24 protein-coding genes and 1 tRNA gene are annotated in these 26725 nt (G+C 62.4%); 13 read left to right on the forward strand and 12 right to left on the reverse strand.

All coding sequences use genetic code 11. From position 1 onward, the window contains the following. Positions 1-12 precede the first annotated feature (12 nt). Both gyrA and crtL read left to right on the forward strand, forming a co-directional pair. Complete coding sequence (gene gyrA, locus SynMINOS11_RS03850; protein ID WP_186549956.1) at positions 13-2592, forward strand: DNA gyrase subunit A; 2580 nt, start codon at positions 13-15, stop codon at positions 2590-2592. Next, positions 2589-3848, forward strand: coding sequence for a lycopene beta cyclase (gene crtL / locus SynMINOS11_RS03855; protein WP_186549957.1), 1260 nt, complete (start codon positions 2589-2591; stop codon positions 3846-3848). The genes gyrA and crtL overlap by 4 nt, the downstream gene beginning before the upstream one ends. On the opposite strand, the gene arsS is transcribed toward crtL, so the two are convergent. Then, positions 3817-4824, reverse strand: coding sequence for an arsenosugar biosynthesis radical SAM (seleno)protein ArsS (gene arsS, locus SynMINOS11_RS03860; protein WP_186549959.1), 1008 nt, complete (start codon positions 4822-4824; stop codon positions 3817-3819). The two genes, crtL and arsS, sit on opposite strands and share 32 nt — an antisense overlap. Beyond that, complete coding sequence (locus SynMINOS11_RS03865) at positions 4812-6383, reverse strand: glycoside hydrolase family 57 protein (protein WP_186549961.1); 1572 nt, start codon at positions 6381-6383, stop codon at positions 4812-4814. The genes arsS and SynMINOS11_RS03865 overlap by 13 nt, the downstream gene beginning before the upstream one ends. A 97-nt stretch (positions 6384-6480) precedes the next feature. On the opposite strand from SynMINOS11_RS03865, the gene SynMINOS11_RS03870 reads away from it, so the two are divergent. Further along, on the forward strand, positions 6481-8094 hold the full coding sequence (locus tag SynMINOS11_RS03870; protein WP_011935163.1) for a 2-isopropylmalate synthase: 1614 nt from the start codon (positions 6481-6483) through the stop codon (positions 8092-8094). After that, a complete protein-coding gene (locus SynMINOS11_RS03875) occupies positions 8091-8927 on the forward strand; it encodes a carbohydrate ABC transporter permease (protein WP_186549963.1) in 837 nt (278 codons plus the stop codon). Before SynMINOS11_RS03870 ends, SynMINOS11_RS03875 begins: the two co-directional genes overlap by 4 nt. Before the next feature lie 4 nt (positions 8928-8931). Here SynMINOS11_RS03875 and SynMINOS11_RS03880 read toward each other — a convergent pair whose 3' ends face one another. Then, positions 8932-11019, reverse strand: coding sequence for an HDIG domain-containing metalloprotein (locus tag SynMINOS11_RS03880; protein ID WP_255445481.1), 2088 nt, complete (start codon positions 11017-11019; stop codon positions 8932-8934). A gap of 42 nt (positions 11020-11061) precedes the next feature. Here SynMINOS11_RS03880 and folD point away from each other — a divergent pair, with 42 nt between their 5' ends. Genes folD through SynMINOS11_RS03905 form a run of 5 tightly spaced genes read left to right on the forward strand, consistent with a single transcriptional unit; the run spans position 11062 to position 15064 of the window. Next, a complete protein-coding gene (gene folD, locus SynMINOS11_RS03885; protein ID WP_186549965.1) occupies positions 11062-11940 on the forward strand; it encodes a bifunctional methylenetetrahydrofolate dehydrogenase/methenyltetrahydrofolate cyclohydrolase FolD in 879 nt (292 codons plus the stop codon). A 54-nt stretch (positions 11941-11994) separates the two neighbouring features. Continuing rightward, positions 11995-12231 carry a hypothetical protein gene (locus SynMINOS11_RS03890; protein ID WP_186549967.1) on the forward strand — a complete coding sequence of 79 codons (237 nt, stop codon included), beginning with the start codon at positions 11995-11997 and terminating at the stop codon, positions 12229-12231. Positions 12232-12247: 16 nt separating this feature from the next. Next, positions 12248-13150, forward strand: a complete 903-nt coding sequence (crtE, locus tag SynMINOS11_RS03895) for a geranylgeranyl diphosphate synthase CrtE (protein WP_186549969.1) — start codon at positions 12248-12250, stop codon at positions 13148-13150. Then, complete coding sequence (locus SynMINOS11_RS03900) at positions 13147-13635, forward strand: divergent PAP2 family protein (RefSeq protein WP_011935169.1); 489 nt, start codon at positions 13147-13149, stop codon at positions 13633-13635. Before crtE ends, SynMINOS11_RS03900 begins: the two co-directional genes overlap by 4 nt. Next, positions 13571-15064, forward strand: a complete 1494-nt coding sequence (locus SynMINOS11_RS03905; RefSeq protein WP_255445482.1) for an ATP-dependent DNA helicase — start codon at positions 13571-13573, stop codon at positions 15062-15064. The genes SynMINOS11_RS03900 and SynMINOS11_RS03905 overlap by 65 nt, the downstream gene beginning before the upstream one ends. On the opposite strand, the gene SynMINOS11_RS03910 is transcribed toward SynMINOS11_RS03905, so the two are convergent. From SynMINOS11_RS03910 to SynMINOS11_RS03940, 7 genes are all read right to left on the reverse strand, one after another. After that, a complete protein-coding gene (locus SynMINOS11_RS03910) occupies positions 15057-15758 on the reverse strand; it encodes a GAP family protein (RefSeq protein WP_011935171.1) in 702 nt (233 codons plus the stop codon). The genes SynMINOS11_RS03905 and SynMINOS11_RS03910 overlap by 8 nt on opposite strands. Next, positions 15749-16327 carry a histidine phosphatase family protein gene (locus SynMINOS11_RS03915; protein WP_186549972.1) on the reverse strand — a complete coding sequence of 193 codons (579 nt, stop codon included), beginning with the start codon at positions 16325-16327 and terminating at the stop codon, positions 15749-15751. The genes SynMINOS11_RS03910 and SynMINOS11_RS03915 overlap by 10 nt, the downstream gene beginning before the upstream one ends. Before the next feature lie 50 nt (positions 16328-16377). Next, a complete protein-coding gene (locus tag SynMINOS11_RS03920) occupies positions 16378-16731 on the reverse strand; it encodes an acylphosphatase (protein WP_186549974.1) in 354 nt (117 codons plus the stop codon). Continuing rightward, the gene (locus SynMINOS11_RS03925; protein WP_186549976.1) at positions 16716-18077 is read right to left on the reverse strand and encodes a cobyrinate a,c-diamide synthase; all 1362 of its coding nucleotides are present in this window, start codon (positions 18075-18077) and stop codon (positions 16716-16718) included. Before SynMINOS11_RS03925 ends, SynMINOS11_RS03920 begins: the two co-directional genes overlap by 16 nt. Positions 18078-18089: 12 nt before the next feature. Next, positions 18090-19382: a glucose-6-phosphate dehydrogenase assembly protein OpcA gene (locus SynMINOS11_RS03930; protein WP_186549978.1), complete on the reverse strand. Its 1293-nt coding sequence runs from the start codon at positions 19380-19382 to the stop codon at positions 18090-18092. A gap of 47 nt (positions 19383-19429) precedes the next feature. Next, positions 19430-20956 carry a glucose-6-phosphate dehydrogenase gene (zwf, locus tag SynMINOS11_RS03935; RefSeq protein ID WP_011935176.1) on the reverse strand — a complete coding sequence of 509 codons (1527 nt, stop codon included), beginning with the start codon at positions 20954-20956 and terminating at the stop codon, positions 19430-19432. Positions 20957-21060: 104 nt separating this feature from the next. After that, positions 21061-22227, reverse strand: a complete 1167-nt coding sequence (locus SynMINOS11_RS03940) for a phycobilisome linker polypeptide (protein WP_011935177.1) — start codon at positions 22225-22227, stop codon at positions 21061-21063. 122 nt (positions 22228-22349) lie between these two features. Between SynMINOS11_RS03940 and SynMINOS11_RS03945 the strand changes: the two genes are divergently transcribed. Then, entirely contained in the window at positions 22350-22901 is a 552-nt protein-coding gene (locus SynMINOS11_RS03945) for an SRPBCC family protein (protein ID WP_011935178.1), read from the forward strand. Positions 22902-22960: 59 nt separating this feature from the next. On the opposite strand, the gene SynMINOS11_RS03950 is transcribed toward SynMINOS11_RS03945, so the two are convergent. After that, positions 22961-23033: transfer RNA gene (locus SynMINOS11_RS03950), tRNA-Glu, on the reverse strand. Between the two features lie 53 nt (positions 23034-23086). Further along, positions 23087-24199 carry a histidine kinase gene (locus SynMINOS11_RS03955; protein WP_011935179.1) on the reverse strand — a complete coding sequence of 371 codons (1113 nt, stop codon included), beginning with the start codon at positions 24197-24199 and terminating at the stop codon, positions 23087-23089. 117 nt (positions 24200-24316) lie between these two features. On the opposite strand from SynMINOS11_RS03955, the gene SynMINOS11_RS03960 reads away from it, so the two are divergent. The 3 genes from SynMINOS11_RS03960 (at position 24317) to SynMINOS11_RS03970 (ending at position 26691) form a co-directional block, all read left to right on the forward strand. Further along, positions 24317-25804 (forward strand): DUF2079 domain-containing protein, encoded by a 1488-nt coding sequence (locus tag SynMINOS11_RS03960; protein ID WP_255445483.1) that lies wholly within the window; start codon positions 24317-24319, stop codon positions 25802-25804. Positions 25805-25876: 72 nt separating this feature from the next. Further along, positions 25877-26434, forward strand: a complete 558-nt coding sequence (locus tag SynMINOS11_RS03965; protein ID WP_186549982.1) for a hypothetical protein — start codon at positions 25877-25879, stop codon at positions 26432-26434. Positions 26435-26496: 62 nt separating this feature from the next. Next, on the forward strand, positions 26497-26691 hold the full coding sequence (locus SynMINOS11_RS03970) for a hypothetical protein (protein WP_011935182.1): 195 nt from the start codon (positions 26497-26499) through the stop codon (positions 26689-26691). The last annotated feature ends 34 nt before the right edge of the window (positions 26692-26725 follow it).

Genomic DNA, 26725 nt, shown 5'->3' on the forward strand with positions numbered 1-26725 from the left:
GCAGCAGGCGGAATGGCGGATCCCACCGGAGCGGGCAACCCCAGCGAGCGGATCATCCAAACCGACCTGCGCAACGAGATGTCGCGCTCCTATCTGGAGTACGCGATGAGCGTGATCGTGGGCCGGGCGCTGCCTGATGCTCGCGATGGCCTGAAGCCCGTGCATCGCCGCATCCTTTACGCGATGTACGAGTTGGGCCTTACCGCTGAGAGGCCGTACCGCAAATGCGCCCGTGTGGTGGGCGAGGTGTTGGGCAAATATCACCCCCACGGGGACACCGCCGTCTACGACGCGCTGGTGCGCATGGCCCAGAACTTCTCGATGCGGGCACCCCTGATCGATGGTCATGGCAACTTCGGCTCGGTGGATAACGACCCGCCGGCGGCGATGCGATACACCGAGTCGCGCTTGCAGTCGCTAACGACCGACAGCCTGCTGGAGGACATCGAAAGCGAGACCGTCGATTTCATCGACAACTTCGATGGGTCCCAGCAGGAGCCGACCGTGCTGCCGGCGCGTGTGCCGCAGCTGCTGCTCAATGGCTCAGCCGGTATTGCCGTTGGCATGGCGACCAACATTCCTCCCCACAACCTTGGGGAGTTGATTGATGGCGTTCTGGCGCTGATCGCTGATCCACAGATCGAAGAGCGGCAGCTGATGTCGATCATCCCGGGGCCGGATTTTCCGACCGGTGGTCAAATCCTTGGCCGCAAGGGCATTCGCGAGACCTACACCGGTGGACGTGGTTCGATCACCATGCGCGGTGTTGCCGCGATCGAAACGATTGAGGCGAAAGGACGTCCCGATCGCGATGCGGTGATCATCACCGAGCTGCCTTATCAGACCAACAAGGCCTCGTTGATTGAGCGCATTGCCGAGCTCGTCAATGACAAGAAGCTCGAAGGCATCGCCGACATTCGCGATGAAAGCGACCGCGATGGCATGCGCATCGTCATCGAACTGCGCCGTGATGCCTACCCGCAGGTCGTTCTCAACAACCTCTACAAACTCACCCCGCTTCAGAACAACTTCAGTGCCTACACGTTGGCGCTGGTCAAAGGTGAGCCCGTGGTGCTCAACCTCAAGCGGATGCTTGAGGTGTTCCTCGACTTCCGCATTGAGACGATTGAACGGCGCACCAAATACCTGCTGCGCAAAGCCGAGGAGCGCGATCACATTCTTCAGGGCTTGTTGGTGGCCCTCAATGATCTCGACGCGATCATCCAGCTGATTCGCAATGCCGCCGATGCCGCCACCGCCCGTCAGGGGCTGGTCAATGACCATGGCCTCAGCGAGATCCAGGCCGACGCCATCTTGCAGATGCAGTTGCGCCGTTTAACGGCGCTAGAAGCCGACAAGATCCGCCTCGAGCACGAGGACTTGATCGCCAAAATCGCTGACTACAAGGACATCCTCCAGCGTCGTGAGCGTGTGCTGTCGATCATTGAAGAGGAGCTGCGGCAGCTCAAGGAACGCCACAACACGCCTCGCCGCACCGAGATCCTTGATCTCGAAGGTGGCCTGGAAGATATCGATCTGATCGCCAATGAGCGCTCGGTGGTGCTGCTGACCGAGAACGGCTACCTCAAGCGCATGCCGGTCAGCGAATTTGAGTCCACCAGCCGCGGCACCCGCGGCAAGGCTGGGACCAAGAGCCAAGGCGAAGAGGCGGTGCGGCTGTTCATCAGCTGCAACGACCACGATTCACTGCTGCTGTTCTCTGATCGCGGGGTCGTCTACTCATTACCGGCGTATCGGGTTCCCATTGCGAGTCGTGCGGCCAAAGGAACCCCTGTGGTTCAGCTGTTGCCGATCCCCCGCGAAGAGCAAATCACCTCACTGCTCGCGGTAAGTGCCTTCGAAGAGGACGTGCAATTGGTGATGTTGACCACTGGTGGTTTCATCAAGCGCACACCGCTGTCGGCCTTCTCCAACATCCGCGCCAACGGCTTGATTGCCATCAATCTCGAAGACGCCGATTCCTTGCGCTGGGTTCGCTTGGCCCGTGCTGGCGACAGCGTGCTGATCGGCTCCATCAATGGCATGACGATCCACTTCCGCATCAATGATCAGGATCTCCGGCCCCTGGGCCGCACCGCCCGCGGTGTGCGTGCCATGGCCCTGCGCGATGGCGACAGCCTGGTGAGCATGGACGTGTTGCCCGCTGAGCTGGCCGATCGCATTGCGGCCGCTGGTGAGGCCAGTGACGGAGAGAGTGAAGAGGCGGCCAGCAGTGAGGGCCCTTGGGTGCTGGTGGCCACAGCCAGCGGTCTGGGTAAGCGGGTTCCGGTCGATCAGTTCCGCTTGCAGCGAAGAGCCGGCCTTGGTTTGCGCGGCATCAAGTTCCGCCGTGATGGTGATGCCTTGGTTGGCTTGTGCGTGATGGGCGCTGAAGAAGAGTTGCTGCTGGTGAGCGAGCGCGGCGTGATTGTGCGGTTGCAATCCGATGTCATTCCGCAGCAGTCACGTGCCGCCACGGGTGTGCGTTTGCAGCGGCTCGATAAGGGCGATCGCTTGGCTGAGGTGGTGCTGGTGCCGCCCGAAGCCGAAACAGACGATGAGTCTGCTGAGGCGGCTGAAGCTGAGGCGTGAGCCCCACCCGATGGCGTGATGTCGCCGTTGTTGGTGGCGGTCCAGCAGCGCTGTGCATAGCGGCGGCCCTGGCCAAGCAGCAGCTCCAGGTCACCTTGGTGGCCCCAAACGATCCAGCTGCTCCATGGCCCAACACCTATGGCATTTGGGGTGAAGAGGTTGATGCTCTTGGTCTCAGCGCGCTGCTGGAGCACCGCTGGAGCAACACCGTCAGCTATTTCGGCTCTGGCGATGGTGACGACCAGGGCGAGGTGTGCCATGGCCGTGATTACGGACTCTTTGATAAACAGGCTTTACAGCAGCACTGGCTTGATGGCCTCAGCGCTGGAGGCGTTCAGCACTGCAATGACTTGGTGCAGGCCGTTGAGCACCGCTCTGATGGCGCCACGCTGACAACGGCCTCAGGCGACAACCTGCAGGCGCGGCTGGTGGTGGATGCCAGTGGCCATGACCCAGTCCTTGTCACTCGCCCAAGTGATGGTCCAGTCGCTGGGCAAGCGGCGTACGGAGTGGTGGGCCGCTTTAGCCGGCCGCCGGTGGATTCCGATCAGTTTGTGCTGATGGACTACCGCTGTGATCACCTCAGCCCTGAGCAGCGTCAGCAGGCACCCACCTTTCTCTACGCCATGGATCTGGGCCAAGGGCGCTTTTTTGTCGAGGAGACCTCCCTGGCTGCGGCTCCGGCACTCTCCTTTGTGTCGCTGCAACAACGGCTGGAGCAGCGTCTGGCCCATCGCGGCATTGCGATTGAGGCCGTGGAGCACGTCGAGCATTGCCTGTTCCCGATGAACCCGGCTTTGCCGGATCGCCATCAGCCGGTGGTTGGCTTTGGAGGGGCCGCCTCGATGGTTCATCCGGCTTCGGGCTACATGATTGGCAGCTTGTTGCGGCGCGGCCCGCTGTTGGCGGCCGATTTGGCGGCAGCCATGGCCTCTGGGCAGCAGGGTTTGGCATTGGCTCAAGTGGGTTGGCAGAGCCTCTGGCCGCCGGAGCTACGCCGGCGCCACGGGCTGTATCGCTTTGGCCTGGAGAAGTTGATGCGTTTTGACGAGGCCCAGCTGCGGGCCTTTTTTGCCACGTTCTTCGCGCTGCCCAATGCCCAGTGGTTTGGCTTTCTCGCCAACACGCTGGAAACGCCTCAATTGCTGCAAACGATGTTGCAGCTGTTTGGTGCTGCCCCCAATGGCGTGCGTTGGGGCTTGATGGAGCCCCGCGGCCGGGAGCTCAATTTGATGACGAGGATGCTGCGCTGGTAGCGGTGGCTCCACTGCAACTGCTGCCTTGCCCTGCGGTGCAGCCATAACATTGATTGCCGGTGATGATCTCTCGGCCGCCCAGATCGTCCAAGCCAACGCTGGCCAGATTCAGCGGCAACGGCATCTCCAGCATCTGGTTGAAGTCACAGTCGAACAGCTCTCCTTTCGCACTAACCGACAATGTGCTGCGGCACATCAGCCCTGAGACGCTGCAGGGGTTGTAGGCCTGGCGCAGCCGTTGCAAATACGTGGTGGTGCGCTGTTGCTCCTCGAGCTCCAGCAAAAACCTGGCAATCGGCATGTTGTTGAGTCCGATCAGGTGGTTAAACGCCACACCCATCTCGGCCAAGGTTTTGCGCCAACGGATCTCATCGCAGGGGGTGAGTTGTTGAAGCTCCTCTCCTGCGGGGTTGCTCATCAAGGTGAGTTCAAGGCCACTGCCGTCTTGGCCGTAGCCGAGGCGATTGAGTAAACGCAGGGCCTCGAGCGAGGCTTGCCAGGTGCCATCACCCCGTTGCGCATCGGTGCTGAGCTCTTCGGGTGCCGGCAAACTCGCCACGATCTCCACCTGTTGCTCAGCTAAGAAGGGGGCGAGATCGGCCAGGGCTGGCAGCAGCAACACCGTCAGATTGCAGCGGTCGATCACCCGGCAGCCCAAGGAGCGGGCATGGCGCACCAGTTGGCGGAAGCTTTGATGCAGCTCCGGAGCCCCGCCCGTGAGATCCACCAGCTCCGGCTTGAGCCGTTCCATGGCATCGAGGCACTGCTGCACCACTGCCTCAGGCATCTGCGTGTGGGCCTGATCCGGACCGGCATCCACATGACAGTGGCTGCAGCGCATGTTGCACAGCCGGCCCAAGTTGAGTTGCAACACCTGCAGGCTGCTTTGGCGCTGGAGACTGGCGCGAAAGCTGTCCTCAGCTGGCAGGTGGGATTGCAGCAGCTCTCGCTGCTGTTGGGCACTTAAGGAAGCCAATCGCTCGGTTCGATGGTCGGGAAGAGGGAATCCTCTTGCTCCAGAGCGCCAAGCCAGCGCTCAAAGTCAGCTGTGTCGTGGGTGGGCTGCTGCAGGGCATCGAGCAAGCGCCAGAAGCGCCCGAGGTGCCGGTGGATCCGCTCGCGCGCCAGTTCGGTTGTGGTGCCCGCCCGCAGGATGAAACTCCAGTCCGACGACTGCGCCAGCAGCAGTTCCCGAGCGGCTTGCTTGAGCAGGCGTTGGCGCTTGGGGTTTCGCTTGCTTTGGTGGGCGGCGGTGGCTTCCACCATGGCCAGGCAGGCCCGGTGCCAATCCGGGACCACCCAAGCGTTGCTCGATGAAAGCCAGTAGGAGTGATAGCCGCCTTGTCCCCAACTCGATGGGGAGGGCCGGCAGACCTGCAACTGCGGTTGTTGGCTGAGGGTTTGCCGCAGGGTGGTGAAGCTCAAGCCCTGGGCTTGGCCTTGGGCAAACACCTGCTCCAAAAAGCGGGGGCCTTCGAACCACCAATGGCCAAAGAGTTCTGCATCGAAGGGGGCCACCACCATGGGCGGTTGATCCATCACCGAACCGAGTTCGGTGAGCTGTTGGATGCGCGCTTGGACGTAGCTCTGGGCGTGGCCGGCGGCTGTGCGCTCAGCGGCTGCTGGGTCGTAAGGAAGCTTGGCCTCCAGCGGGCAATCGCCACCACTGACACGCCTCAGCTTGAGGCCTAAAGGGCGGCTGCTGGGGATGCCAGCGGCTTGCAATTCGCTCTCGTCTAGATCCCAGCCAATGTCGCGGTGGAACTCCCGGTAGCTGGGGTTGCCCGGGTAGCCATCACTGGCTGACCACACCGGCAAGGTGGCTTCGCTATCGCGGCCAAAGAAGGCCACAGCGCCAGGGGAGCAGATCGGCGCGTACACCCCGTAGCGGGGACGGGGCAGGGCATGCAGCAAGCCGTGGGCATCGAGAATGGCGTAGCGCAAGCCGGCCTTGGTGAGTTGCTGATCCAGGCCTTCGAAATAGGCGCATTCCGGTAGCCAAATGCCGCGGGGTGCCTCGCCAATCAAGCGTTCGTGCTCGCGGACAGCGGTGCGCAGCTGACCTTGAACCGCGGCGGCGGGATCTCGCAGCAGTGGCAGGTAGCCGTGGGTGGCACAGCAGGTCAGCAGATCAAGAACGCCTTGGCGCTGCAACTGAATGAAGTGCTTGAGCACCTCACCGCCGCAACGGCGGAAGGCCCGGCGTTGCCGCTCAAGGTGCTGGCTGAGGTCGGCCGCGGCTACCTGCTCGTCTGAGCTGCTGCGCTCGAGCAGATCAATGCGTTGCTGCAGCCAGGGCTCGTAGCGCTCCTGCAGCACTGGATCCACCAGCAGCGAGAGCAGGGTGGGCGAGAGGCTCATCGTCAGCCGTGGCTGAGCGCCCTGCTGCAGCGAGCGCTGCAGCATCTCAATCAACGGGAGATAGCTTTCGGTGAGGGCCTGGAAAAACCAATCCTCTTCCAGCGAGCCTGGGTGGCGGCTGCGGACGTAAGGCAGATGGCCGTGAAGCACAAATGCCAGCGCGCCGGCGACCATGAAACGCTGTCAACTGCTGCACTGTACGGCGATTTTCTTGAACAAAGGCCGTGAGGCTTAGAATGGAGCTAACCCGAAATCAATCCGCATAAGACGTATGGCGCGCGACCCGGGCCGGGTGTTGATTTTCGACACCACCCTCAGGGATGGGGAGCAGTCGCCTGGGGCCAGCCTGAATCTGGATGAAAAGCTGGCCATCGCTCAGCAGCTTGCCCGCCTGCGCGTCGACATCATCGAGGCTGGGTTTCCCTTTGCCAGTCCTGGTGACTTTGATGCGGTGCAAACCATTGCTCGCCAGGTTGGTCGCCCCGATGGACCGGTGATTTGTGGCTTGGCTCGCGCCACGCGCGGCGACATCAAAGCCTGCGCTGATGCGGTGGCACCGGCTGCCAACCAGCGCATCCATACCTTTCTCGCCACCAGCGACATTCACCTCGAGCACAAGTTGCGCAAGAGTCGCGCTGAGGTGCTGCAGATCGTTCCGGAGATGGTGGCCTATGCCCGCTCCTTGGTGGACGACGTTGAGTTTTCCTGTGAGGACGCTGGGCGCAGCGATCCCGAGTTCATGTATCAGGTGATCGAAGCGGCCATCGAGGCTGGTGCCACCACGATCAACATTCCCGACACGGTCGGCTACTCCACACCCGCTGAATTTGGTGCCTTGATTGCTGGCATCGATGCCCACGTGCCCAACATCGGCCAAGCGGTGATCTCCGTGCATGGCCATAACGACTTGGGTCTGGCCGTGGCCAACTTCCTCGAGGCCGTCAAAAATGGCGCCCGGCAGCTGGAGTGCACGATCAATGGCATCGGTGAGCGCGCCGGTAATGCATCGCTGGAAGAGCTGGTGATGGCGCTGCATGTGCGCCGTAGCTACTTCAACGGCTACCTCGGCCGAGCTGAAGACAGCAGCGAACCTTTAACAGGCATCCAAACCGAGGAGATTTACAAAACCTCTCGCCTGGTCTCCAACCTCACCGGCATGGCAGTGCAGCCCAATAAAGCCATCGTGGGTGCCAATGCCTTTGCCCATGAATCCGGCATCCACCAAGACGGTGTGCTGAAGAACCGCCTCACCTACGAAATCATTGATGCCCGAACCATCGGCTTGACCGATAACCGCATCAGCCTGGGCAAGCTCAGTGGTCGCAGTGCCGTGCGCGCACGCCTTGAGGAGCTGGGGTATCAGCTCGATGGCGATGACCTCAACGATGCCTTCGCTCGCTTTAAAGAACTCGCTGATCGCAAGCGAGAGATCACCGACCGCGATCTAGAGGCCATCGTTCGGCAGAACGCCCAGCAGATCGAGGCCTACTACCAGCTGGCCGGAGTGCAGGTGAGTTGTGGGCGAGATCTGCGCGCCACAGCCACGGTCACCTTGCGCACCAGTGATGGTGAGGAGTGCTCCCAAGCTGCCATTGGCACCGGGCCGGTTGATGCTGTTTGCCAGGCCCTCAATGGCTTGGTTCAAGTCCCCAATGAACTGGTGGAATTCAGCGTGAAATCAGTCACTGAAGGCATCGATGCCATGGGTGAGGTGACGATTCGCCTGCGCCAGGACGGCCGTTTGTATTCCGGTCATGCCGCTGACACCGATGTGGTGGTGGCCGCTGCCCAAGCGTTTGTGAATGCCCTCAACCGCTTGGTGAGCGGCCAGAAACACAGCCCGCTGCATCCCCAACGCGCTCCCCTGCCGGCCCCAGCGCTATGACCGCTCGCCGCGCGCCTCTGTGGTCGCTGCTGCTGCAGCTGACGGTGCTGTTGATGGTGGCCTTGGTGGTTTTGATCCCCTTGCTCTGGCTGCTGAGCACATCGTTGAAGGGCCCAGCTGAAGACATCTTTCAAGCGCCGCCCAGCCTGTTTCCGGCTCAGCCCAGCCTGCAGGCCTACGGAACCTTGTTCAGCCAGAGCCCAATGGGGCGCTATTTGCTGAACAGCACCGTTGTGAGTGTGTTCAGCGTGGTGGCCAACCTGCTGTTCTGCTCACTGGCGGCCTTCCCCCTGGCGCGGATGCGCTTCCGCGGCCGCGGCATCGTCTTGGCCCTGGTGGTGGCCACGATTTTGATTCCGTTTCAGGTGGTGATGATCCCGCTTTACCTGCTGATGGTTCAGCTGGGTTTGCGCAATTCGTTGATGGCACTGATCCTGCCCAATGCCGCCACCGCCTTTGGCATCTACCTATTGCGCCAGAGCTTTTTGGGGGTTCCCAAAGAGCTGGAGGAGGCGGCCCGCATGGATGGCTGCACTGCGTTGGGTGAGTGGTGGAACGTGTTGATTCCAGCGGCGCGAGCTGATCTGATCACCCTGGCGATGTTTGTGTTCATCGGCACCTGGAGTGACTTCCTCTGGCCCCTGGTGATTCTTGATGACCCTGGGCTCTACACCTTGCCGTTGGGCCTGCAGCAGCTCTCCAGCTCGTTTTCGTTGGATTGGCGTTTGGTGGCTGCCGGTTCAGTGGTGTCAATTGTTCCGGTGTTGGCGTTGTTTGTGTTCCTGCAGCGGTTCATCCTGCCCAGCGCCAGCGGCGATGCGGTGAAGGGTTGATGGCTTAAGCGCTAAATGCTTTGCGGGCCGGAATCGGGTAGGGAATTCGGCGGTGCCGCATGCGGCGCCACACCTTCACAAATGCCCGCACCACCAATTCGATTTCGCCTGTGCCCAGGCCACTGTCATCGAGCTGGCCGTCATGGCGGCGGGAGTGGATGATGCGCCGCACGCCATCGCAAGCCTGCGCTTCATCGGTCTCCGGTGGCATGGCCCGGAGTGCCGCCTCGCAGCCATCGGCCAGCATCATCACGGCACTTTCCTTGGATTGCGGCTTGGGACCGCGGTAGCGGAAGGGTCGATCGCTGGCGTTGGGGTTTTGTTCCTTTGCCCTGTGCCAGAAGTAGCCCATCCGCAACGTGCCTTGGTGTTCGGGGATGTAGTCAGCGACTGGCTGAGGTAGGCCATAACGGCGCGCCATCTTGATCCCCTCATCGACATGGGCTTGCAGGATTTCAGCGCTGCGCCAGGGGTCATCGAGATGGTCATGGGGGTTGTCCCCCCCCTGTTGATTTTCGATGAACCACTGGGGGGCATGGAGTTTGCCCACGTCGTGATACAGCGCTCCAGTGCGCACAAGATCCACATCGCCGCCGATGGCACGCACGCCTTCCTCGGCCAGGCCGCAGATCATCAAGGTGTGCTCAAAGGTTCCCGGCGCTTCTGAGGAGAGCTTGCGCAGCAGCGGGCGCTGCAGATCGCAGAGCTCCAACAAGCGGGAACGCGTGATCATTCCGAAGAGACGCTCAACGGTGGGGGAGATCAACAGCGCCAGCAGCAGCAGTCCCCCCATCAAGATCCCTTCGCTCAGCAGCTCGCCGCCGACTGAGCCACCCATGACCTGGATCAAGGCGGCCTCCACCAGCAGGGCTGCCACCGTGAGCAACACGGCGTTTTGCAGCATTTCTGCGCGGGAGCGTTGCCGGCCGGCCAGTAGCACGCCCACCACGGCAACGGCTGCGGCTAAGAGCAGGCGCGCTGTGCCCACGCTGTTGAGGGGAATCGGCCATAGCAGGGTGGCCAGCGACAGCCAGGCCAAGCCGCTGGCGGCGCCCAGCCCTTCAGCCAACAGCAGGCTGGGGGGAACCAGCACGGCCAGGGCGCTGACGGAGGCGCCAAACCAGAGCTTGCAACCTTGCACCACCGCCAAGGTGCCCAGCAGCAGCAGCGCCTGGGGGATCTCCAGATCCGTGCGCCAACGGCGGCAGATCAGCAGCATCAGGCCCGCCGCGATGCTCGCTTCAATCCAACGCACCAGGAACAGGCCTGTCGCCGGACGCCGGCTGATCAGGCCAAAGGCATCCAGCACGTCGTAGGCCCGCTGGCTGATCACCTCGCCTTTGACGGTGATCACCTCGCCGGCTTTGACCTCGATTTTGGGAACGCCGTTTTGCTGAATCAGGTCATTCAGCAACACCTGGGTGAGGCTGTTATCCGTGCGCAGGTTGGTGCTCCCCTGCAGGGAGCGGGTGATCAACTTGGCGCCGAGACTGCGGCCTGGTTCTGGAAGCTGATCAAGTTGCAGCTTGGCGGCCCGTTGCAGTTGGTCTTCCGCCAGGGTGCTGACCACGCCTTGGGTGAGCATCCGCTGCTGCGCTTGCTCCACAGTGGTCTGCCACTTCCGCAGTTCCTGCGGCGTTTTCGTTAGCAGGAAGGCTTCATCTTCTGGTGAGACCGCGATCGGGGTGAGGCGCATCTCCCCGGCAGTTCTTGAGTTGAGCAACTCGGCCAGCAGTCGGTTGAGCCGGCTCTCCAACTTGGCGGTGGCGTTCTGATCGGTGATTTGAACTTGAATGCGTGGGCCCAATTGCGAGCGGCGTTGGGCCAGCGCTTCGCTATCCACCACCGAGGCATCACGGGGGGCGCGGATTTCAAAGGGAGCCGGCAAACCGGGCCGCAGTGACGGCTCCACCAACCAAGGCCAGGCGGAGACCAACCCCACACCGAGGCAGGCCAAGAAAACAACGAGTCCGTCCCGCAGGGTCCAGCGCACCGCTATCCGACTGGGTCGCTCATGGCGTAGCCACCGCCTCCAGGCCCGCCCAAGGCGCGGCCGAAAGCTCCAGAACCAACGTGAGAGGGCGGAGAGCACAGCGCGGCTGAGGTCAGACTGACGCTAGCTCCCATCACCGGAATGCCAGCCCAGCGTCTTGATGGCCGCCAGTTGGCGGCTCAGCTCGAGGAGGTGATGGCCGCGGCAATCGCTTCTGGTTTGCCACGCGCTGGCCGGCCGCCTGGCTTGGCGGTGCTGCGTGTTGGCGACGATCCGGCGAGCGGTGTGTATGTGGCCAATAAAGAGAAAGCCTGCGCCCGTGTGGGCTTGGTGAGCCATGGCGCCCACCTCGATGCCGCTACGCCCCAGGCCGAGATTGAGGCCAAGTTGCGGCAGTTGAACCAGGATCCCGCCGTCGATGGAATCCTCGTGCAGTTGCCGGTGCCCGCTGGTCTGGATGATCGGGCCCTGCTGCTGGAGCTGGATCCAGCCAAAGACGCCGATGGTCTGCATCCGCTCAATCTGGGCCGCTTGTTGCGGGGAGAGCCCGGTCCGCGCAGCTGCACGCCGGCTGGGGTGATGGCCCTGCTGCGCAGCAACGGCATCGATCCCGCTGGCAAACGGGCCGTGGTGATAGGCCGCAGCATCCTGGTGGGCCAGCCGATGGCGCTGATGTTGCAAGCGGCCAATGCCACGGTCACGGTGGTGCATTCGCGAACTGCTGATTTAGCGGCCCACACCCGTGAAGCCGAGATTTTGGTGGTGGCTGCCGGCAAGCCAGGGATGATTGGCGCCGAGCATGTGCGCCCTGGAGCCGCGGTAGTGGATGTGGGGATTCACCGCAAGCCGGAAGGGGGGTTATGCGGGGATGTGCGCTCTGCCGAGTTGGAGCCCATCGCCTCAGCCCTATCGCCTGTTCCCGGCGGAGTGGGGCCAATGACGGTGACGATGCTGCTGCTCAATACCGTGCGGGCTTGGAGCCACCGGTTTGATCTGCCGGATCCAGCCCCTGGTTATTGAGGGCGCTGCGGGCTTAAGGTTTCCTTTAGATCCTTCTGCTTGTGGGGTGCCGCCATGGCTCAACCCCGGTTTTCATCCTCCTCAGGGTTGTCGGCCGATGACCTGAGCCAGCTGAGCGGGTTGGATTTGCTGCGATTGCTGGATGTTGAGCATGGTGCTGCCGGCTGGCAGCGGCCTGAGCAGGCTGAATTTGCCTCGGTGACCTTGGTGGTGGAACTGCCCTCGGCGTTGTTCGCTCTGTTGCAGCAGGTGCTGGGTGGCCCGCCGTTGAGAGACAATCCCTGCAGCTGAGGCGATCTGCCGTTTCATGACTGCTGTGGTGGCCAACGGCTTTGATTTCTCTCAGTACCTCGAGGCTGGCCGCCTCAAGGTGGAGCAGGCGCTGGATTCTTCCCTTGGCCCTGAGCGGCCGGAATCGCTGCGGGAAGCCATGCGCTACTCCCTGCTCGCTGGCGGTAAGCGTTTACGGCCCATCCTGTGTCTCGCCAGCTGTGAGCTCGCCGGTGGCGATGCTTCGCTGGCTTTGCCCACCGCGACGGCGCTGGAGATGATCCACACCATGTCGCTGATCCATGACGATCTGCCGGCCATGGACAACGACGATCTGCGCCGCGGCCGGCCCACCAACCACAAGGTGTATGGCGATGCCACAGCGATCTTGGCTGGCGATGCTTTGCTCACCCGCGCCTTTGAGATGGTGGCGCTGCGCAGCCCAGGTGTTCCTGCCGAGCGCCTCTTGAAGGTGATCGGTGAGTTGTCGTTGGCGGCGGGTGCTCCCGGCCTGGTGGGCGGGCAAATCGTTGATTTGGCTAGCGAAGGGGTGGAGGTGGATCTCGACACCCTCGAATACATCCACCTGCACAAAACCGGAGCTCTGCTGCAGGCCTCGGTCTTGAGCGGAGCGCTGATTGCCGGGGCGGATGACACGTTGCTGGAGGCCCTGCGCACCTACTCCAGGGCCATTGGCTTGGCCTTTCAGATCATCGACGACATCCTTGATGTCACCGCTAGCAGCGAAGTGCTGGGCAAGACCGCAGGCAAAGATCTCACAGCTGATAAGACCACCTACCCCAAGCTGCTGGGCCTCGAGGAATCCAAGGCCCGGGCTGAGTCGCTGGTCAAGGAGGCCTGCGGGGTGCTGAAACCCTGGAGCGACAAGGCTCAGCCCCTGCTGGCCCTGGCGGGTTACATCACCTCCCGCGATCGATGAGTCAGCCATTTGTTCAGCTGCTCGATAACGGCCCCTTGGCCTGGGGCCTTGCAGCCTGTGGCTTGGCGCAGCTCTCCAAACTCTTGATTGAGTTGGTGGTGCATCGCCGCTGGCGCCCGGCGGTGTTGATTGAAACCGGAGGCATGCCCTCATCCCATTCGGCGCTGGTGACCGGCACGGCCGCTTGCATCGGCCTGGAGCAGGGATTTGATGCGCCCTTGTTTGCCCTGGCTGCGGCAGTGGCGTTTGTGGTGATGTACGACGCCAGTGGGGTGCGCCGGGCCGCTGGCCGCACTGCTGAGCGGGTCAACGCCCTGCCGGAGGCGCAGGGGATGCCGCCGCTGAAGACAACCCTGGGCCATTCGCGCCTGGAGGTGTTGGTGGGCAGCCTGCTGGGCCCATTGATTGGATTGGTGGGCGATGCCTTTGTGGGCAGCCCTGTTCATCTGGCGCAGCAGCTGGGCTGGTTCAGCGGGGTGGCCTGAGCTGGCCGATGCCGCTCCCGAGCTGACCAATGGTCAGCGTGTTGCCCTTGAGGGTTTCCAGGACTGGCTGACGGCCTCCGAGGCGGATTGCCCGTTTGTGCTCAGTGGTTATGCCGGCACCGGCAAAACCTTCCTCTCGGCAAGGTTTTTGCAGCTCGCCGATGCCGCCCATCTCTGCTGGACCGTGGCAGCACCCACCCATAAAGCCGTTGGGGTGCTGCGTCAGCAGCTCGAGGACCAGGGTCTGCGTCCCACCTGGTATCCCTCCACCATCCACCGTTTGCTGCGCCTCAAGCTCAGTCGCCAAGAGGAGCAGGAGCGCTGTGATCCCACCGAGCAGACCGCGACGGCGCTCGAACACCTGGGCTTGGTGCTGGTGGATGAAGCCTCGATGGTGGATAGCCGCTTGCTGGAGATCACCCTGCAATGCGCCCACACCTATGGCACCCGCTTGGTGTTTGTCGGTGATCCGGCCCAGTTGCCGCCGGTGAGTGAGGAGAGCAGCCCGGTGTTTGCCATGAAGCGCTCAGAAGCGCACCACCTCCAAGAGGTGGTGCGCCACGGGGGGCCTGTGCTGCGTTTGGCCACTGGTCTGCGGCAAGGGCAGCTGCCCAGCAGTCAACCGCCGCTGCTGCCGCCAGTGGATGACGACAGCGGCCGGGTGGCGGTGGTCAGCCGGGAGGAATGGATCAGCCAGGCCCAAGAAGCCTTGCGGTTGAGCAGTGAGCGGCTCGACCCAGACCACGCCCGCTTGCTGTGTTTCACCAACCGAACCCTGGATCGTTTGGTGCCGATTGCGCGGCGGGCCCTGCACGGGGAGATGGCCGATCAATTGCCCGTGTTGCCTGGTGAGGTGCTGATCACGCGATCGGCGGTGATGGCCCCGGCCTGCCAAGAGGGCTTGGCCAATGGAGAAGATGCCGATCTGGTGTTGGGCTCCAACCGCGAACTGTTGGTGCGTGATGTGGCCCCGGATCGCTGTGATTTGGCGGACTTGGGGCTCAAGGCCGCGCCAGTGATTGAAACCCTGCGGGTGGATGTGGAAGCCGGTGAAAGCCAACTCCAGCTGCGTTTAGCGCCAGCCGCAGGCAGCCCAGGGCGGCAACGGCTCGATGCGGCTTTGGCTGATCTGCGCAGCCAGGCCAAGCAGGCCGAAGGCAGCCAGCGGCGTCAACTCTGGCGCCAATTCTTTTTGCTGCGCGATTCCTTTGCCAGCGTCGGACCTGCGGCAGTGCTCACGGTGCATCGCAGCCAGGGCAGCAGCTTCACCGATGTGTTTGTGGCCCCCGATGTCTATTGGCCGCAGCAGGAGGAGATTCGCCGTCAGTTGGTCTATGTGGCGGTGAGCCGGGCCCGGCGCCGGGTTTGGTTGGTGGGGCGTGAGGGCTCGGAGGCCATGCGCTCAAGCTGGCAGCAGGGGCTCAGCTGATGGCGGTGAAGCCATCAAGCCCGCTCCAGCCCGACCAGCCCAGATAGAGCGCCAAGGCGACGCTGATCAACCCCAGGATCAAGCTGCTGCGTTGCTCGATGAATCGCTTGCCCTGCTCCAGCAGCGGTTGCACCTGCTGTTTGCGGACCAGCACCAACAGAATCGGAATCAGCAGCAGGGTGCTGCTGATCAGGCTGAAGTAGGCGATTAAGCCCAGCTCCAGCAGCTGGCTGTGATGACCTCCCTGCACCAGGGAGGCTCCCTTGGCGAGCAGGAACAGGTTGTCGGGGCTCAGGAGAAGCGTTAGCGGTGCGGTGAGCAGCAGCACCGTCAGGGGCAACTGTCCAACTTTTTCCAGCTTGGTGATCCAGCTGCCCTGCAGATCTTTGAAGTCTTTGGGTTTGGGATCCAGTTCGCGAATGCCCAGGGCCAGCAGCGCTCCGGCGGCAAACAGATCAATTCCCACCTGGTGAATCCCGCCTTTCTCCATCGAGAGGGTGAGCCCCTTGCCCACCGTCACCAGCAGCGCGATGGCAACGCTGTTGGTCACAAACCAGGCGCCACTGAACAGGCTGGATTTCAGCAGCGGCGTGCTGCCCAGCAGCAGCAGCAGCACCAAGGCGATGTCGAGGGGGCTGAGGGCAACGGCAAAGCCGCAGGCCGTGAGTTCGGTGAAGGTGCGCGTCAGTGGCACGGCGCGTTCCAGTGTTTGAGCGCTCGATTCTCGCGCTCAAAGCCCAGCACGCTGTAGGTGCCGGTGCCCAAGATCAGGTGCTTGCCGCCGCAGGCGCCCTGCTCCATCCAGGTGCCGGCCAGGCTGCGCAGGATGTGGCCGTGGGCAAACAGGGCCACATCCCCCTCGATCGTCAGCAGTTGATCGATCACCCGCTGGCAACGAGCCGTGACCGCCGCGGCATCCTCACCGCCTGGGCAGCCATGGCTCCACACACTCCACGCCGGCACGGTTTGGCGGATTTCTTTGGTAGTGATGCCTTCGTAGTCGCCGTAATCCCACTCGCGCAGGTCTGGGTGCACGTCTGCTTGGGCGCCAAGACCTGCAAGTTCGCAGGTGCGCCGGGCCCGTTGCAGCGGACTCACCCACACCTGCGCAAAGGACTGACCACGCAGCCGTGGAGCCAAGGCCTTGGCTTCCTCTTCCCCCTCGGGCAGTAGTGGGATGTCGCTACTACCGGTGTGGCGGCCATTGCGGCTCCACTCCGTGGCCCCGTGGCGGAGCAGCCAGATGCATTGGCTCGCAGCCATGGGCGGCCTCCGGGGTGACGGTTCTGCTGAACCCTATGGAGCGGATTTTGCTAACGGGTTAACGCACCGCCTTGGAAGTGATTCGGCCTGATTTCAAACCAATCGGCACCGGTGGTAGCGACGCGACTGCCATCAACCGAATCAACCCGGGCTCCAGGGGGGCCGCCTTCGCACCACACCCTGAGTTCCGTGAGGCGTTGCTCGTCGCCTTCTGCTTGCACTTCGACGCTGCCATCGCTGCAGTTGCGCACCCAGCCAGCGAGGCCCAGTTCCTGTGCTCGGCGGCAGCACCCGGCCCGGTAGCCCACACCCTGTACCAGCCCTCGAATGCGAAGGCGCCAACGTTCAGCCGGAATGCGCAGGGAGCGATTCGGTTGGCCATCACGCTCTAGGCGCTTAGCCACTTGCCGGCGGCGTGCGTCAACCGTTGGGGAATCGAAGGGCATCCACCCCAATGGAGGTGGAGCCAACTTGCGTGAACGGCGGCGTCGGTCCATCCCTCAACCCTAGACCTCACGCCCCACCCCTCCAGCTGCCAAGGTGCTGCTTCCATCGGGCTTTCGTCCAGTTGCCAGCGGTGGAATTCATGGCCGTGCAACACCTCCCCTTGGCGCACCACCAGCCCATCGCGCTTCACCTGGGCGGTGCGGTAGCCCAGGCTGAGCGCACCGCGGCAGGCGCGATGGGGCAGTAGGCCGGCCATGGCGTGGCGTTGCCCATCAGCGTCCACCAACTCCTGCCCCAGCAGCAGCAGCCCGCCGCATTCGGCATACATCGCGCCCTCTGCCGCTCCATGGCGGGCTAACGAACCGAGGCTTTGGCGGCATTGGCTCAGCTCCTTGGCATGCAGCTCGGGGTAGCCACCCGGCAACACCACCGCGCCGCATTGCGCTGGCAACGGTTGATCCGCCAGTGGTGCCCAATGCGTCACTTGACAGCCCAGATGCTGCAACGACTCTTCCAGTTCGGGGTAGCAGAAATGGAAGGCGGCATCCCTGGCCACAGCCACCACAGGACCATGGGGCGGTTGCTTTGGCCCAAGGTCCATCAAGGGATGGTCTGTTGCGGCAGTGCCATGACTGGTTAGTTGCGGCCAGAGGCGCTCGAGATCAAGCCATTGCGCCGCCAACTCGGCCCATTGTTGGCTGCGTTCTGGCCAATCGGGCAGGTCCTGGGGGGGGAGCAAGCCCAGATGGCGGCTTGGCAGTTCCAAGGCTGGATGCCGCGGCAACACCCCCAGCAGTGGCATGCCGATCTGCTCGAGCACATCGCTCAGCAGCTGTTGGTGCCTCGGCGTTGACACGCCGTTGAGCACAACTCCAGCAATGGAGAGGTTGGGATCGTGATCGCGAAAGCCCCGCACCAAGGCCGCTAACGATGCGGCCTGACGGCTGGCTTCCACCACCAACAGCACAGGCAAATCAAGGCTGGTAGCGACTGCAGCGCTGCTGCCTACGGAGCTGGGGCCAACGCCATCGAACAGCCCCATCACCCCCTCCACAAGGGAGAGGGGTTGCTGTTGGCTCCACCAGCGAAAGCTGCGGCGCACCCACTCCTCACCGCAAAGCAGCAGATCGAGGTTGCGGCAGCGAACCCCACTGACGCGGCTGAGCAATTGCGGGTCGAGATAGTCGGGGCCAACCTTGAAGCTCTGCAGCCCCTGCCCGCGCTGGGCGGCAACAGCGGCCAGCAGCAACGACACCAGGGTCTTGCCGCTCCCGCTGCAGGGGGCGGCGATCAGAAGCGTCAAGCCTGAGCTGAATCAGCGCGGCAGCAGTCTGGATGCCAGCGGGACACAGGCGGCCAGCAGCGGGTTGGTGCTGTCGTGGCCACCGCGAAGGGTGCGGGAGACCTCCCGTTGGGCGGACTCAATGGTGGAGGTCACCACCTGCTCCACCAACTCCATCCGAGCCATGCCGCCTGCTTCCAAGCGCATGCAACCGCCGGTTTCACCGCAGAGGATCACGCACAGCGGCGCACGGTGCTCGGGCCTGCAAACCAAACGCAAGCCCACGATGCTGCCGGGATGGGTGCTGGGATCGCCCACCGGGACGGGCATCTGGCGGAGCTGCACGGCAACCCCATCGGGCCGCCGGAAGCTGGCGCTGATGCCATCGCCTTCGCAGTGGTTGCTGGACTCCAGGCTCCAGCCCAGGCGGTTGGCAATCCAGGCAGCCATCAACAGGCCCTGCACGGGCTGATGACCCTGCACATCGATATCGAGTTGCACCACGTGGGCCAAGGCATCACGACGGCCGGGGTGGTCGAACACCATGGCCAGGTTTTCTCGCCAGCTCGAAAGCCGATACCAGTTCAGATCGCTGATGGCCTGGCCGGCTGCGGCGCGCTGGCTGAGCACATCGAGGGCGCGGGCTGGAGTGCCAATAGCCGTGTCGATGATCAGCCGCCGCGGAGCCTGACTGATGCCTTCAAAGACATCCGGTGCCTCATCCAGGGTGCCGTTCCACCACACCCAGCAGGGGAGTTCAGCGGGGATCAGGGGATTCACCATGCCAAGCCCCCGCTGCAGGGCCTCCATGCCGCCGCGCATGACCACCACATCGCCGCAGACCGATGAGGCTGGCCCGTCTTCAGGGAGAGGGCAGTAAGCGGCCACCAGGGTTTCCAGATGCTGATGGTGATCGAGGCTGGGAGCCAAGGTGATCAGCCTTCTTGGTTGGTGCAGGCTGATGGCCGGATCCACGTACTGGCCGCGGAGATCCTCGCTGGCCTGATCCCCGGGCAGTTGCCCCAATTGCCAGGCCAGCTCTGGGGCCAGTGGCGAGGTGGAGAGCGGAAGCCCGCATGCGGGAACGGCTTGGCGCGCAGCTTGGAGCAGCTCCTCGCGTTCTAGGCCCGTGATGGGGCCATCGAGGCGGCCAAGCCGCACCAGGTGCTGCTCGATCCAAGAGGGCTGCCACACCAACAGGCTGAAGGTGGCGGCGCCACTGGAGGTGGCGTCCTGTTCACCGCCATTCCAGAGACGGCCGAGGTAATCGGAGACGTCCTGGGGGGGGAGTTCCAGCGGTGCCTGAAGAGTGAGCTGAGGAGCCATGGTTCAACGGGGTGGCAGAAACGGACGGGAGAGGGACAGGGAATTGCTCAGGGACGACGCCACAGCAGGCCATCACGGGCCAACAGGCTGTCGGAGGCGGCCGGGCCCCAGGTGCTGGCTTCGTAGGGGTAAACCGGAAGCTGCCAGGGCTGCTGTTCAATCAGCTCCACCAGGGGCGTGTAGAGGCGCCAGGCGGCCTCCACTTCATCGCTGCGGGTGAACAAGGTGGGATCGCCGAGCATGGCGTCGGCGAGCAGCCGCACATACCCCTCGTCGGAGGGCTCACCAAAGGACTCGTCATAGGAGAAGTCCATATCCACTGGCCGACTGCGCATGCCAGAGCCTGGAGCTTTGACTTCAAAGCGGAAATCGGCCCCTTCATTGGGTTGGATCCGCAGGATCAATTGATTCGCTCCAGGGGCGCCGCCGCCTGAGGAATCAAAGAGGTGCACGGGAGCTTCCTTGAAGGTCAGCACCACCTCACTCATGCGCTTGGGCATGCGCTTGCCGGTGCGCACATAGAAGGGCACCCCCTGCCAGCGCCAGTTGTCGATGAACAGCTTCATCGCCACGTAGGTCTCTGTGGTGCTGTTGGGATCCACGTTGGGCTCCTGGCGGTAGCCCGCCAGGGGATCACTGCTGGTGCCACCAGGGCCGTATTGACCGCGTACGCAGCAGTTCCAGGGCTCGGCCTCATCGGCGAGCCGAGCGGCCTGCAGCACCTTGGCCTTTTCATTGCGGATGGCCTCGGGGTCGTAGCGGCCCGGGGTTTCCATGGCCGTGAGGGCCAGCATCTGGGTGAGGTGGTTTTGCACCATGTCCCGGAGGGCACCCGAGGTTTCGTAGTAGCCCGCGCGCTCTTCCACGCCAACGGTTTCTGCTGCCGTGATCTGAACGTTGTCGATGTAATTGCGGTTCCAGATCGGCTCGAAAATGGTGTTCGCAAAGCGCATCACCAGGATGTTTTGAACCGTCTCTTTGCCGAGATAGTGGTCGATGCGGAAGATCTGGTTTTCCTGCCCGCAGCTTTTGACCACGCGATTGAGTTCCTGGGCACTGGCGTAGTCGCGGCCAAAGGGTTTTTCAATCACCACCCGGCTGCGCTTGGGATCGGCCAGGAGCCCGGCTGCCGCCAAAGCGCGGCAACCACTGCCGTAGAAGGCTGGGGAGACAGATAGGTAGAAGGTGCGGTTGCTGCGGGTGGCGCGCTGGCGGTCGATCTGCTCGAGGCGCTTGCCGAGTCGCACCAGGTCGTCGCTTTTTTGCAGATCAACCGGCTCGTAGAAGAGGCCAGCAGAAAAGGTTTTCCAGCTCTCCGGGTCGTCAGCGATCTTGCTGGCGAGCGCCGCTTCCATCTTTTGGCGGAATTCGTCGTCGCTCCAGGGGCGGCGAGCACAGCCGAGCACCGCAAATTCGCTTGGCAGGCGCCGCTGCCGGAACAAATCAAACAGGGCTGGAATCAGCTTGCGATGCGTGAGGTCGCCGCTAGCGCCAAAGATCACCAGGCACTGCGGTGAAATCACCCGCTCCTGGCGTAGGCCAACGCGGAGCGGGTTGGTCAATGTGGCGGTCATCCCGTGGCCTCAGACAGAGGATTTCCACAAGATGAAGGCAACAGATGAACAGAAGGTGAATGGTCCGTTCTTCTGCAGATTTGACCGCCTGATTGAAGACCTGATCAGTAGGTCTCGACGTGCCAGCGCTCGGCTTTTTTGAGTTGAGGACGCAGTTCAGCCCAATCCATGCCCTTGGCGGCTGCGGCTGCGGTCATCGCTTCATCAATGCCGGGTTCCATGCCCCGTAGACCGCACATGTACACGTGGGTCTTGGGATCTTCGATCATCGCGAAGATCTCATCGGCGTACTCGGTAACGCGGTCTTGGATGTACATCCGGCCGCCCTTGGGGTTCTGCTGCTCCCGGCTGATGGCCTTGGTGTAGCGGAAGTTGTCGGAGTACTCGCTCTCGTAACGCTGGAAATCCTCGTCATAGAGGAGGTTGGCGGTTTTGGGGGCGCCCATGAACAGCCAAGCCTTGCCGCGGAACTTCCAGCCATTGGCTTCGCGCTCTTTGTCTTCAAACATGCGGCGCAGGTAGGTGCGCATGGGGGCGATGCCGGTGCCGGTGGCCAGCATGATCACGTTGGCTTCTTCGTCCTCGGGCAGCAGCATCTCTTTGCCAACGGGGCCAGTGATCTTCACCTTGGCGCCAGGCTCGATGTCGCAGAGGAAGGTGGAGCAGGTGCCGTAGATCTGCTCGCCGGCTTCGTTCTTGTATTCCAGCTGCCGCACACACAGAGACACGGTGTTGTCTGCCATGTCATCGCCATGGCGGGTGCTGGCGATCGAATACAGACGCAGCTTGTGGGGCTTGCCTTTGGCGTCTTCGCCATCGGGAATGATGCCAATGCTCTGGCCTTCGACGTAGTGCAGTTGGGGGTCACCGCCTTCGAGGTTGAAGGTGATGTGGTTCACCCGGCCGATGGCGCCGTCCTGCAGCAGGGAATAGTTCTCGGTGACCGTTCCCACAAAAGGATTTTTTGGCTTGTACAGGTTGACCGGCACCTGCGCGTGGGCTGTGGCGGGCTTGCTGGCAGCAGGTGTAGTCACAGGAGCTGGTGTCGAAGTGGTCGAAGGTGTGGCGATGGGCGCAGTCCCACCAATGGGCGTCACCCGAACGATGCGCGCTCCGCTGCGGCCGGTGTTGCGCATGACGGAGTTGAGCTGGTCATAGCTGACCTTCAAGACCTCATTACTGCGTTTGACTCCAGCTCCTGACATGCCGGCCACTTCAATGGCGAACATGCGGGGAGTGCCTGGAGCTGCAGAGACAGGAGGTACGCGCATGGATTTGGGAAAGGCGCCGCGACTATAGGAAGCTTCTGCAAGCCTCCTTCACACCGTCAGGGCGAAAACACGTTTAGTGTCACTGATGTTGCAGATGTGACGCTCTGGCGGCCCCAGTCCTTTTGTTTTCGATCCCAGAACAATCCAACGGCTTGGAGCCGATTGAGCAGCAGATCGAGCGGCTGCCAAACGCAACCCGTCGCCTGGCGGCCCAACTGAGGTTGCCGTTGGAGATTGAGGAGGTTTGGGCGGTGTTGACCGATTACGACCGCCTCACCAGCTTCATTCCCAATCTGATCTCCTCCCGGGTGGTGAGCCGTGAAGGTTTGGAGGTGGTGCTCGAGCAAGAGGGGGCCCAGCGTTTTGCTGGATTGCGCTTCACGGCCAAAGTCACGTTGGAGCTGCGCGAGCGTCGCCCCGATGGCATGCTCGATTTCCGGATGGTCAGCGGCGACTTCCGCCGTTTTGAGGGCGCTTGGTTCGTCTGCCCTGACCCCCTCGGTGGCGTTCGCCTGCGCTACGAGGTGTTGATTCAGGCCTGCAGGGGGATGCCCATCGGCCTGATCGAGCAGCGCCTCAAAGAAGACTTGTCTATGAACCTGCGTGCTGTGGCCGCTGAAGCCCTTAAGCGCACCAACATGGCTGCCGCACAAGCAGAAGCCGCCATTTACTGAATAACGTCTACTCATCGGTAGACGTTGATCTGGATGTGGTGTGATTGCCAGTGTCTGGATACCCCCAAGGGGATTCGAACCCCTGTCGCCTCCGTGAAAGGGAGGTGTCCTAGGCCTCTAGACGATGGGGGCGAGGCCGTTTGGCAAGAAGCCAACTTAAACCATCGGGTCCTGCCTGGGTCAAGCTAGCTGCTCTGGCCTCTCCAGATCGGAACTGTGAAGTGGAAGCAGGCCCCTTCGCCGGGGTCTGAAACCACCCAAATGCGCCCGCCATGGACTTCCACAATGCGGCGGCAAACCGAGAGGCCAACACCAAATCCCGAGGTTTGCCCCGCGGTCTGCGGTAGCCGAACCCGGTCTTGAAAGATGCGTTGTTGCTCTTCGGTCGGAATGCCTGGACCGGAGTCGCTCACGCTCACTTGAACCCATTGGCTGGTGCGGTGCAGCAGCTTCAAGCTGACCTGGCCGCCATCAGGAGTGAACTTCAGGGCGTTCTCCAGCAGGTTCAAGATCACCTGACGCATGCGCCGTTGGTCGGCGTACACATCCGGCAGGTCCGATGGCACATCGGTGAGCAGTTCCAAGCGGCGGTTCACCCACAGCTTTTCCAGCTCGAGGATGGCTTCGGCGGCGATGGGAGCTAGCCCCAGCCGTTGTGGGTTGAACAGGGCTTCCCAGCGGGTGCTACCCACCTCCAGCAAATCGTGGGAGAGCTGCTCGATGTCCTCGAGCCGCCGATCCATCACATCGAAAAAACGATCGGTTTTGATCTGCTCGAGCCGGTAGCTCTGCAGCGCCAGGTTCGCGGCGGTTAGGGGGGTGCGCAGCTCGTGGGCCACCATCCGCAGCAGCCGTTCCTGCACGCCCAGGCGTGAGGTAAGCGTTTCGTTTTCTTGGCGCAACACCAGTAACTGATCCTCCAGCTGCATTTCCCGTTGGCTGGTGCCACCAGCGGTGTCTGATGGAGTGAGGCTGGAACTCAGGCCACTCACCATGCCGAGCTGCTGCCAGCGGGGCAGCCAGTTCTGCAGTTGCCGCTGAATGGCATTGCCCGCAAAGACCTGCTTCGGGGCCGGGTCGAGCTTGATCAGCGCCGGTGTGGCCACCAGGCGATGCAGCTCGAGCAGTTCCGGCTGTTTCTGTGGATCAGCGATTGAGAAGCTGATGTTGAAGGTGTGCTTTTGTTCCTCGAGAAAAGACAGCAAAGCCCTGACGTCGGGCCCAGCAAGGTGGTGGGGCCCGGCGACCAAGAGCAGGGTGATGTCCTGCCGATTTTCGTTATCGCCGGTGGGGGGCAATGAAACCCATCAATCGGAAACAGGTTATTGAGGTTTCTTGATTTGCTCAGCAAAAAACGACAAACCGCAGTAAATGACCCCGCCCGTTGGGTTTGGTGGGCGGCTGGCCTGTTCCTGTTGCTGGGACTGCTGGTGCAGTTTTGGCGGCTTTGGTCGCTGTCGGCTACATACGACCAAGGCATCTTCAACCAGGTGCTCTGGAACAGCGGCCACGGCCGCTGGTTTGCCAGCAGCCTCTCCTCCCAGCTTTCCAGTGCTGTGTTGCATGGCGGATTGGCGCCTGATCCCAGTTATCAGCGCCTCGGCCAGCACTACACGCCATTGCTGCTGCTCTGGGCACCGCTGGTGCGGTGGTTGGGCTTCGCTGCCTTGCCTCTCGTGCAGGTGGGTCTGATGACGGCGGCCGGTTTGGTGTTGCACCGCCTGGCTCGGGGGTTGCTTCCAGCTGGGCTAGCTGCAGCTGTGGCCTGCAGTTTTTACGGCGCCCAGGCAGTGATTGGCCCCACCTGGTGCAACTTCCACGATCTCTGCCAGCTGCCGCTGCTGGTGTTTCTTCTGCTCTTGGGGCTGCTGGAGCGGCGTTGGTGGTTGCTGCTGTTGGCGGCGCTGTTGATTCCGTTGGTGCGTGAGGACACCGGTGTTGTTCTCTTTGGCATGGCCCTGTGGATGGGCCTGCGGCGCAAGGCCCCCTGGTGGGTGGCTGCGTTAATCGGCCTTTGGGGCGCTGCCTGGTGCGTTGTGGTCACCTCGGTGTTGATGCCTGCGGTGAGCGCCGATGTCAGCAAGCGCTTCATGGTGGAGAACTTTGGTCAGTACACCCCTGATGCTGAAGAGCTCAGCAGTTTGGAGGTGCTCAAGGGTTTGCTGCGCCAGCCGTGGCGACTGCTCTGGGAGCTGATTAATCCCCCCGGAAAAACCCTTGGCTATCTGGCAGCGCAGTGGTTGCCACTGATGTTTGTGCCAGCGCTCAGCCTCGATGCTTGGTTGTTGGTTGCTCTGCCATTGGCGGGATTGCTCTTGGCTCGGGGCAGTAACGATCCGCTGTCGATCAACATCCGCTACGCCCTGCTGGTGGCACCGGGCCTTTTTGCCGGAGTGGTGTTCTGGTGGCAGCAGCGCAGCCAGCTGTTTTCGAGGCGCCGTTTGCGCCGCATCTGGACCGGGTGTGTGCTGCTCTCGCTGTTGTTGACGTTGATCAGTAATCCGAACCGAAGCCTGTCGTTTTTGGTCCCCGACAGCTTTGTTCCTTGGGTGCATGTCTCGCCGCTGCAGCAGTGGCGCCACGGTCGTTTGGCTCGCCAAGCCCTGGCCGTGATTCCCCCTGAGGCCTCGGTGGCTGCCAATACGCCATTGATTCCACTGCTTTCGCACCGCCGGGTGTTGGTGCGCTTGCCCGCTTGGCATCAGTGGCAAGACAGCGATGGGCAGCGCCACAACGTCGATTGGGTGGCGATTGACACAGCTCAAGCCAGTCGGCGTGCTGAAGCGTTTGCCCCTGATCGACGCAGGCAGTTGCAACTCCAGTTGCAGCTGCGCGATTTACAGCTCCAGGGCTACAGCCCAGTGGCCAACGCTGATGGTGTTGTGGTGCTACGCCGCAGTTGAAGATCATCTGCAGCTTGGGGATGTTTTTCTTTGCCCCTGGCTAAGACGAATTTGAGAGATCGTCCCTGATCAGTGGAACCCGTCTCCCTGTTTCGAGCCAAGCCGACCGTTGAGCCGCAGCAGCGGCTGCAATTCGATACGTCGCTGCGGCGTTGGTTTAATCGCAATTTGGGGTTGTGGCGCTCCCGCCGGCAGTACTTCTTTGCCGACGATCAGGCCTTGCGGGTTGACATGTTCTTACGCATGGAGGCGTTCAGTGAGCCGGTGGAGGGAGAGGCGGCCTATCGCTTCACCTGGTGGCCCGAGAAGGAATACGACTTTTTCGAAAAGAACCCGCGCTACGTGCGGGAAGGAACCCTGGAGGCCTATCTCTGCGGCCATCAGCTGCGCCGTAGCCGCGGCTATCTCTGCGGCTCACCCACCAAGAGCCAGATTCGCCAGGTGGATGAGCATGAGTTGGTGTTTGAGTCCCATTACCTGGAGTGGGACATCCTTGAGCACATTCGCTTGGTGGACATGGACCGCTACCGGGCCCGCTCGATTTATTCCTGGTGCAACGGGGAGTTGGTGCTGGCCGAAGTGCACCACGAAGAGCGTCTGGAATCCTCGGGCCAACCGTTGACATCCTGACTCGATCTCGTTGCCACCGGCTGTGGGACGGGCTAGACAGCCTGGAGCCGATCTGCTCCTCGATGACATCAGCAGCGAAGCCCATCCAGGAGCCTGACGGCTGGGATGAGGAAATCAGCGAGGAGGAGCTGCAGTTTTTGGCTGAATGCATGCCGGAGCAGCTGGCGGCCAAGGCCGCTGAGCTGGAACAAGACCTGCCTGAAATTCCAAGAGTTCCGAACTTGAGCGAGAAGCGGCCACTGCGCCGGGCGGCTTAAGCAAAAAAGGGCCAACATGGAGCGTCTTTTGAGC

This window comes from Synechococcus sp. Minos11 (assembly GCF_014279855.1).
Lineage (GTDB): Bacteria > Cyanobacteriota > Cyanobacteriia > PCC-6307 > Cyanobiaceae > RCC307.

Coding starts and splice junctions, on each gene's coding strand:
- gyrA (WP_186549956.1), top strand. CDS start 13: ATGGCGGATCCCACCGGAGCGGGCAACCCCAGCGAGCGGATCATCCAA.
- SynMINOS11_RS03865 (WP_186549961.1), bottom strand. CDS start 6,383: ATGGTCGCCGGCGCGCTGGCATTTGTGCTTCACGGCCATCTGCCTTAC.
- SynMINOS11_RS03870 (WP_011935163.1), top strand. CDS start 6,481: ATGGCGCGCGACCCGGGCCGGGTGTTGATTTTCGACACCACCCTCAGG.
- SynMINOS11_RS03875 (WP_186549963.1), top strand. CDS start 8,091: ATGACCGCTCGCCGCGCGCCTCTGTGGTCGCTGCTGCTGCAGCTGACG.
- folD (WP_186549965.1), top strand. CDS start 11,062: ATGCCAGCCCAGCGTCTTGATGGCCGCCAGTTGGCGGCTCAGCTCGAG.
- SynMINOS11_RS03890 (WP_186549967.1), top strand. CDS start 11,995: ATGGCTCAACCCCGGTTTTCATCCTCCTCAGGGTTGTCGGCCGATGAC.
- crtE (WP_186549969.1), top strand. CDS start 12,248: ATGACTGCTGTGGTGGCCAACGGCTTTGATTTCTCTCAGTACCTCGAG.
- SynMINOS11_RS03900 (WP_011935169.1), top strand. CDS start 13,147: ATGAGTCAGCCATTTGTTCAGCTGCTCGATAACGGCCCCTTGGCCTGG.
- SynMINOS11_RS03905 (WP_255445482.1), top strand. CDS start 13,571: ATGCCTTTGTGGGCAGCCCTGTTCATCTGGCGCAGCAGCTGGGCTGGT.
- SynMINOS11_RS03915 (WP_186549972.1), bottom strand. CDS start 16,327: ATGGCTGCGAGCCAATGCATCTGGCTGCTCCGCCACGGGGCCACGGAG.
- SynMINOS11_RS03930 (WP_186549978.1), bottom strand. CDS start 19,382: ATGGCTCCTCAGCTCACTCTTCAGGCACCGCTGGAACTCCCCCCCCAG.
- zwf (WP_011935176.1), bottom strand. CDS start 20,956: ATGACCGCCACATTGACCAACCCGCTCCGCGTTGGCCTACGCCAGGAG.
- SynMINOS11_RS03940 (WP_011935177.1), bottom strand. CDS start 22,227: ATGCGCGTACCTCCTGTCTCTGCAGCTCCAGGCACTCCCCGCATGTTC.
- SynMINOS11_RS03970 (WP_011935182.1), top strand. CDS start 26,497: ATGACATCAGCAGCGAAGCCCATCCAGGAGCCTGACGGCTGGGATGAG.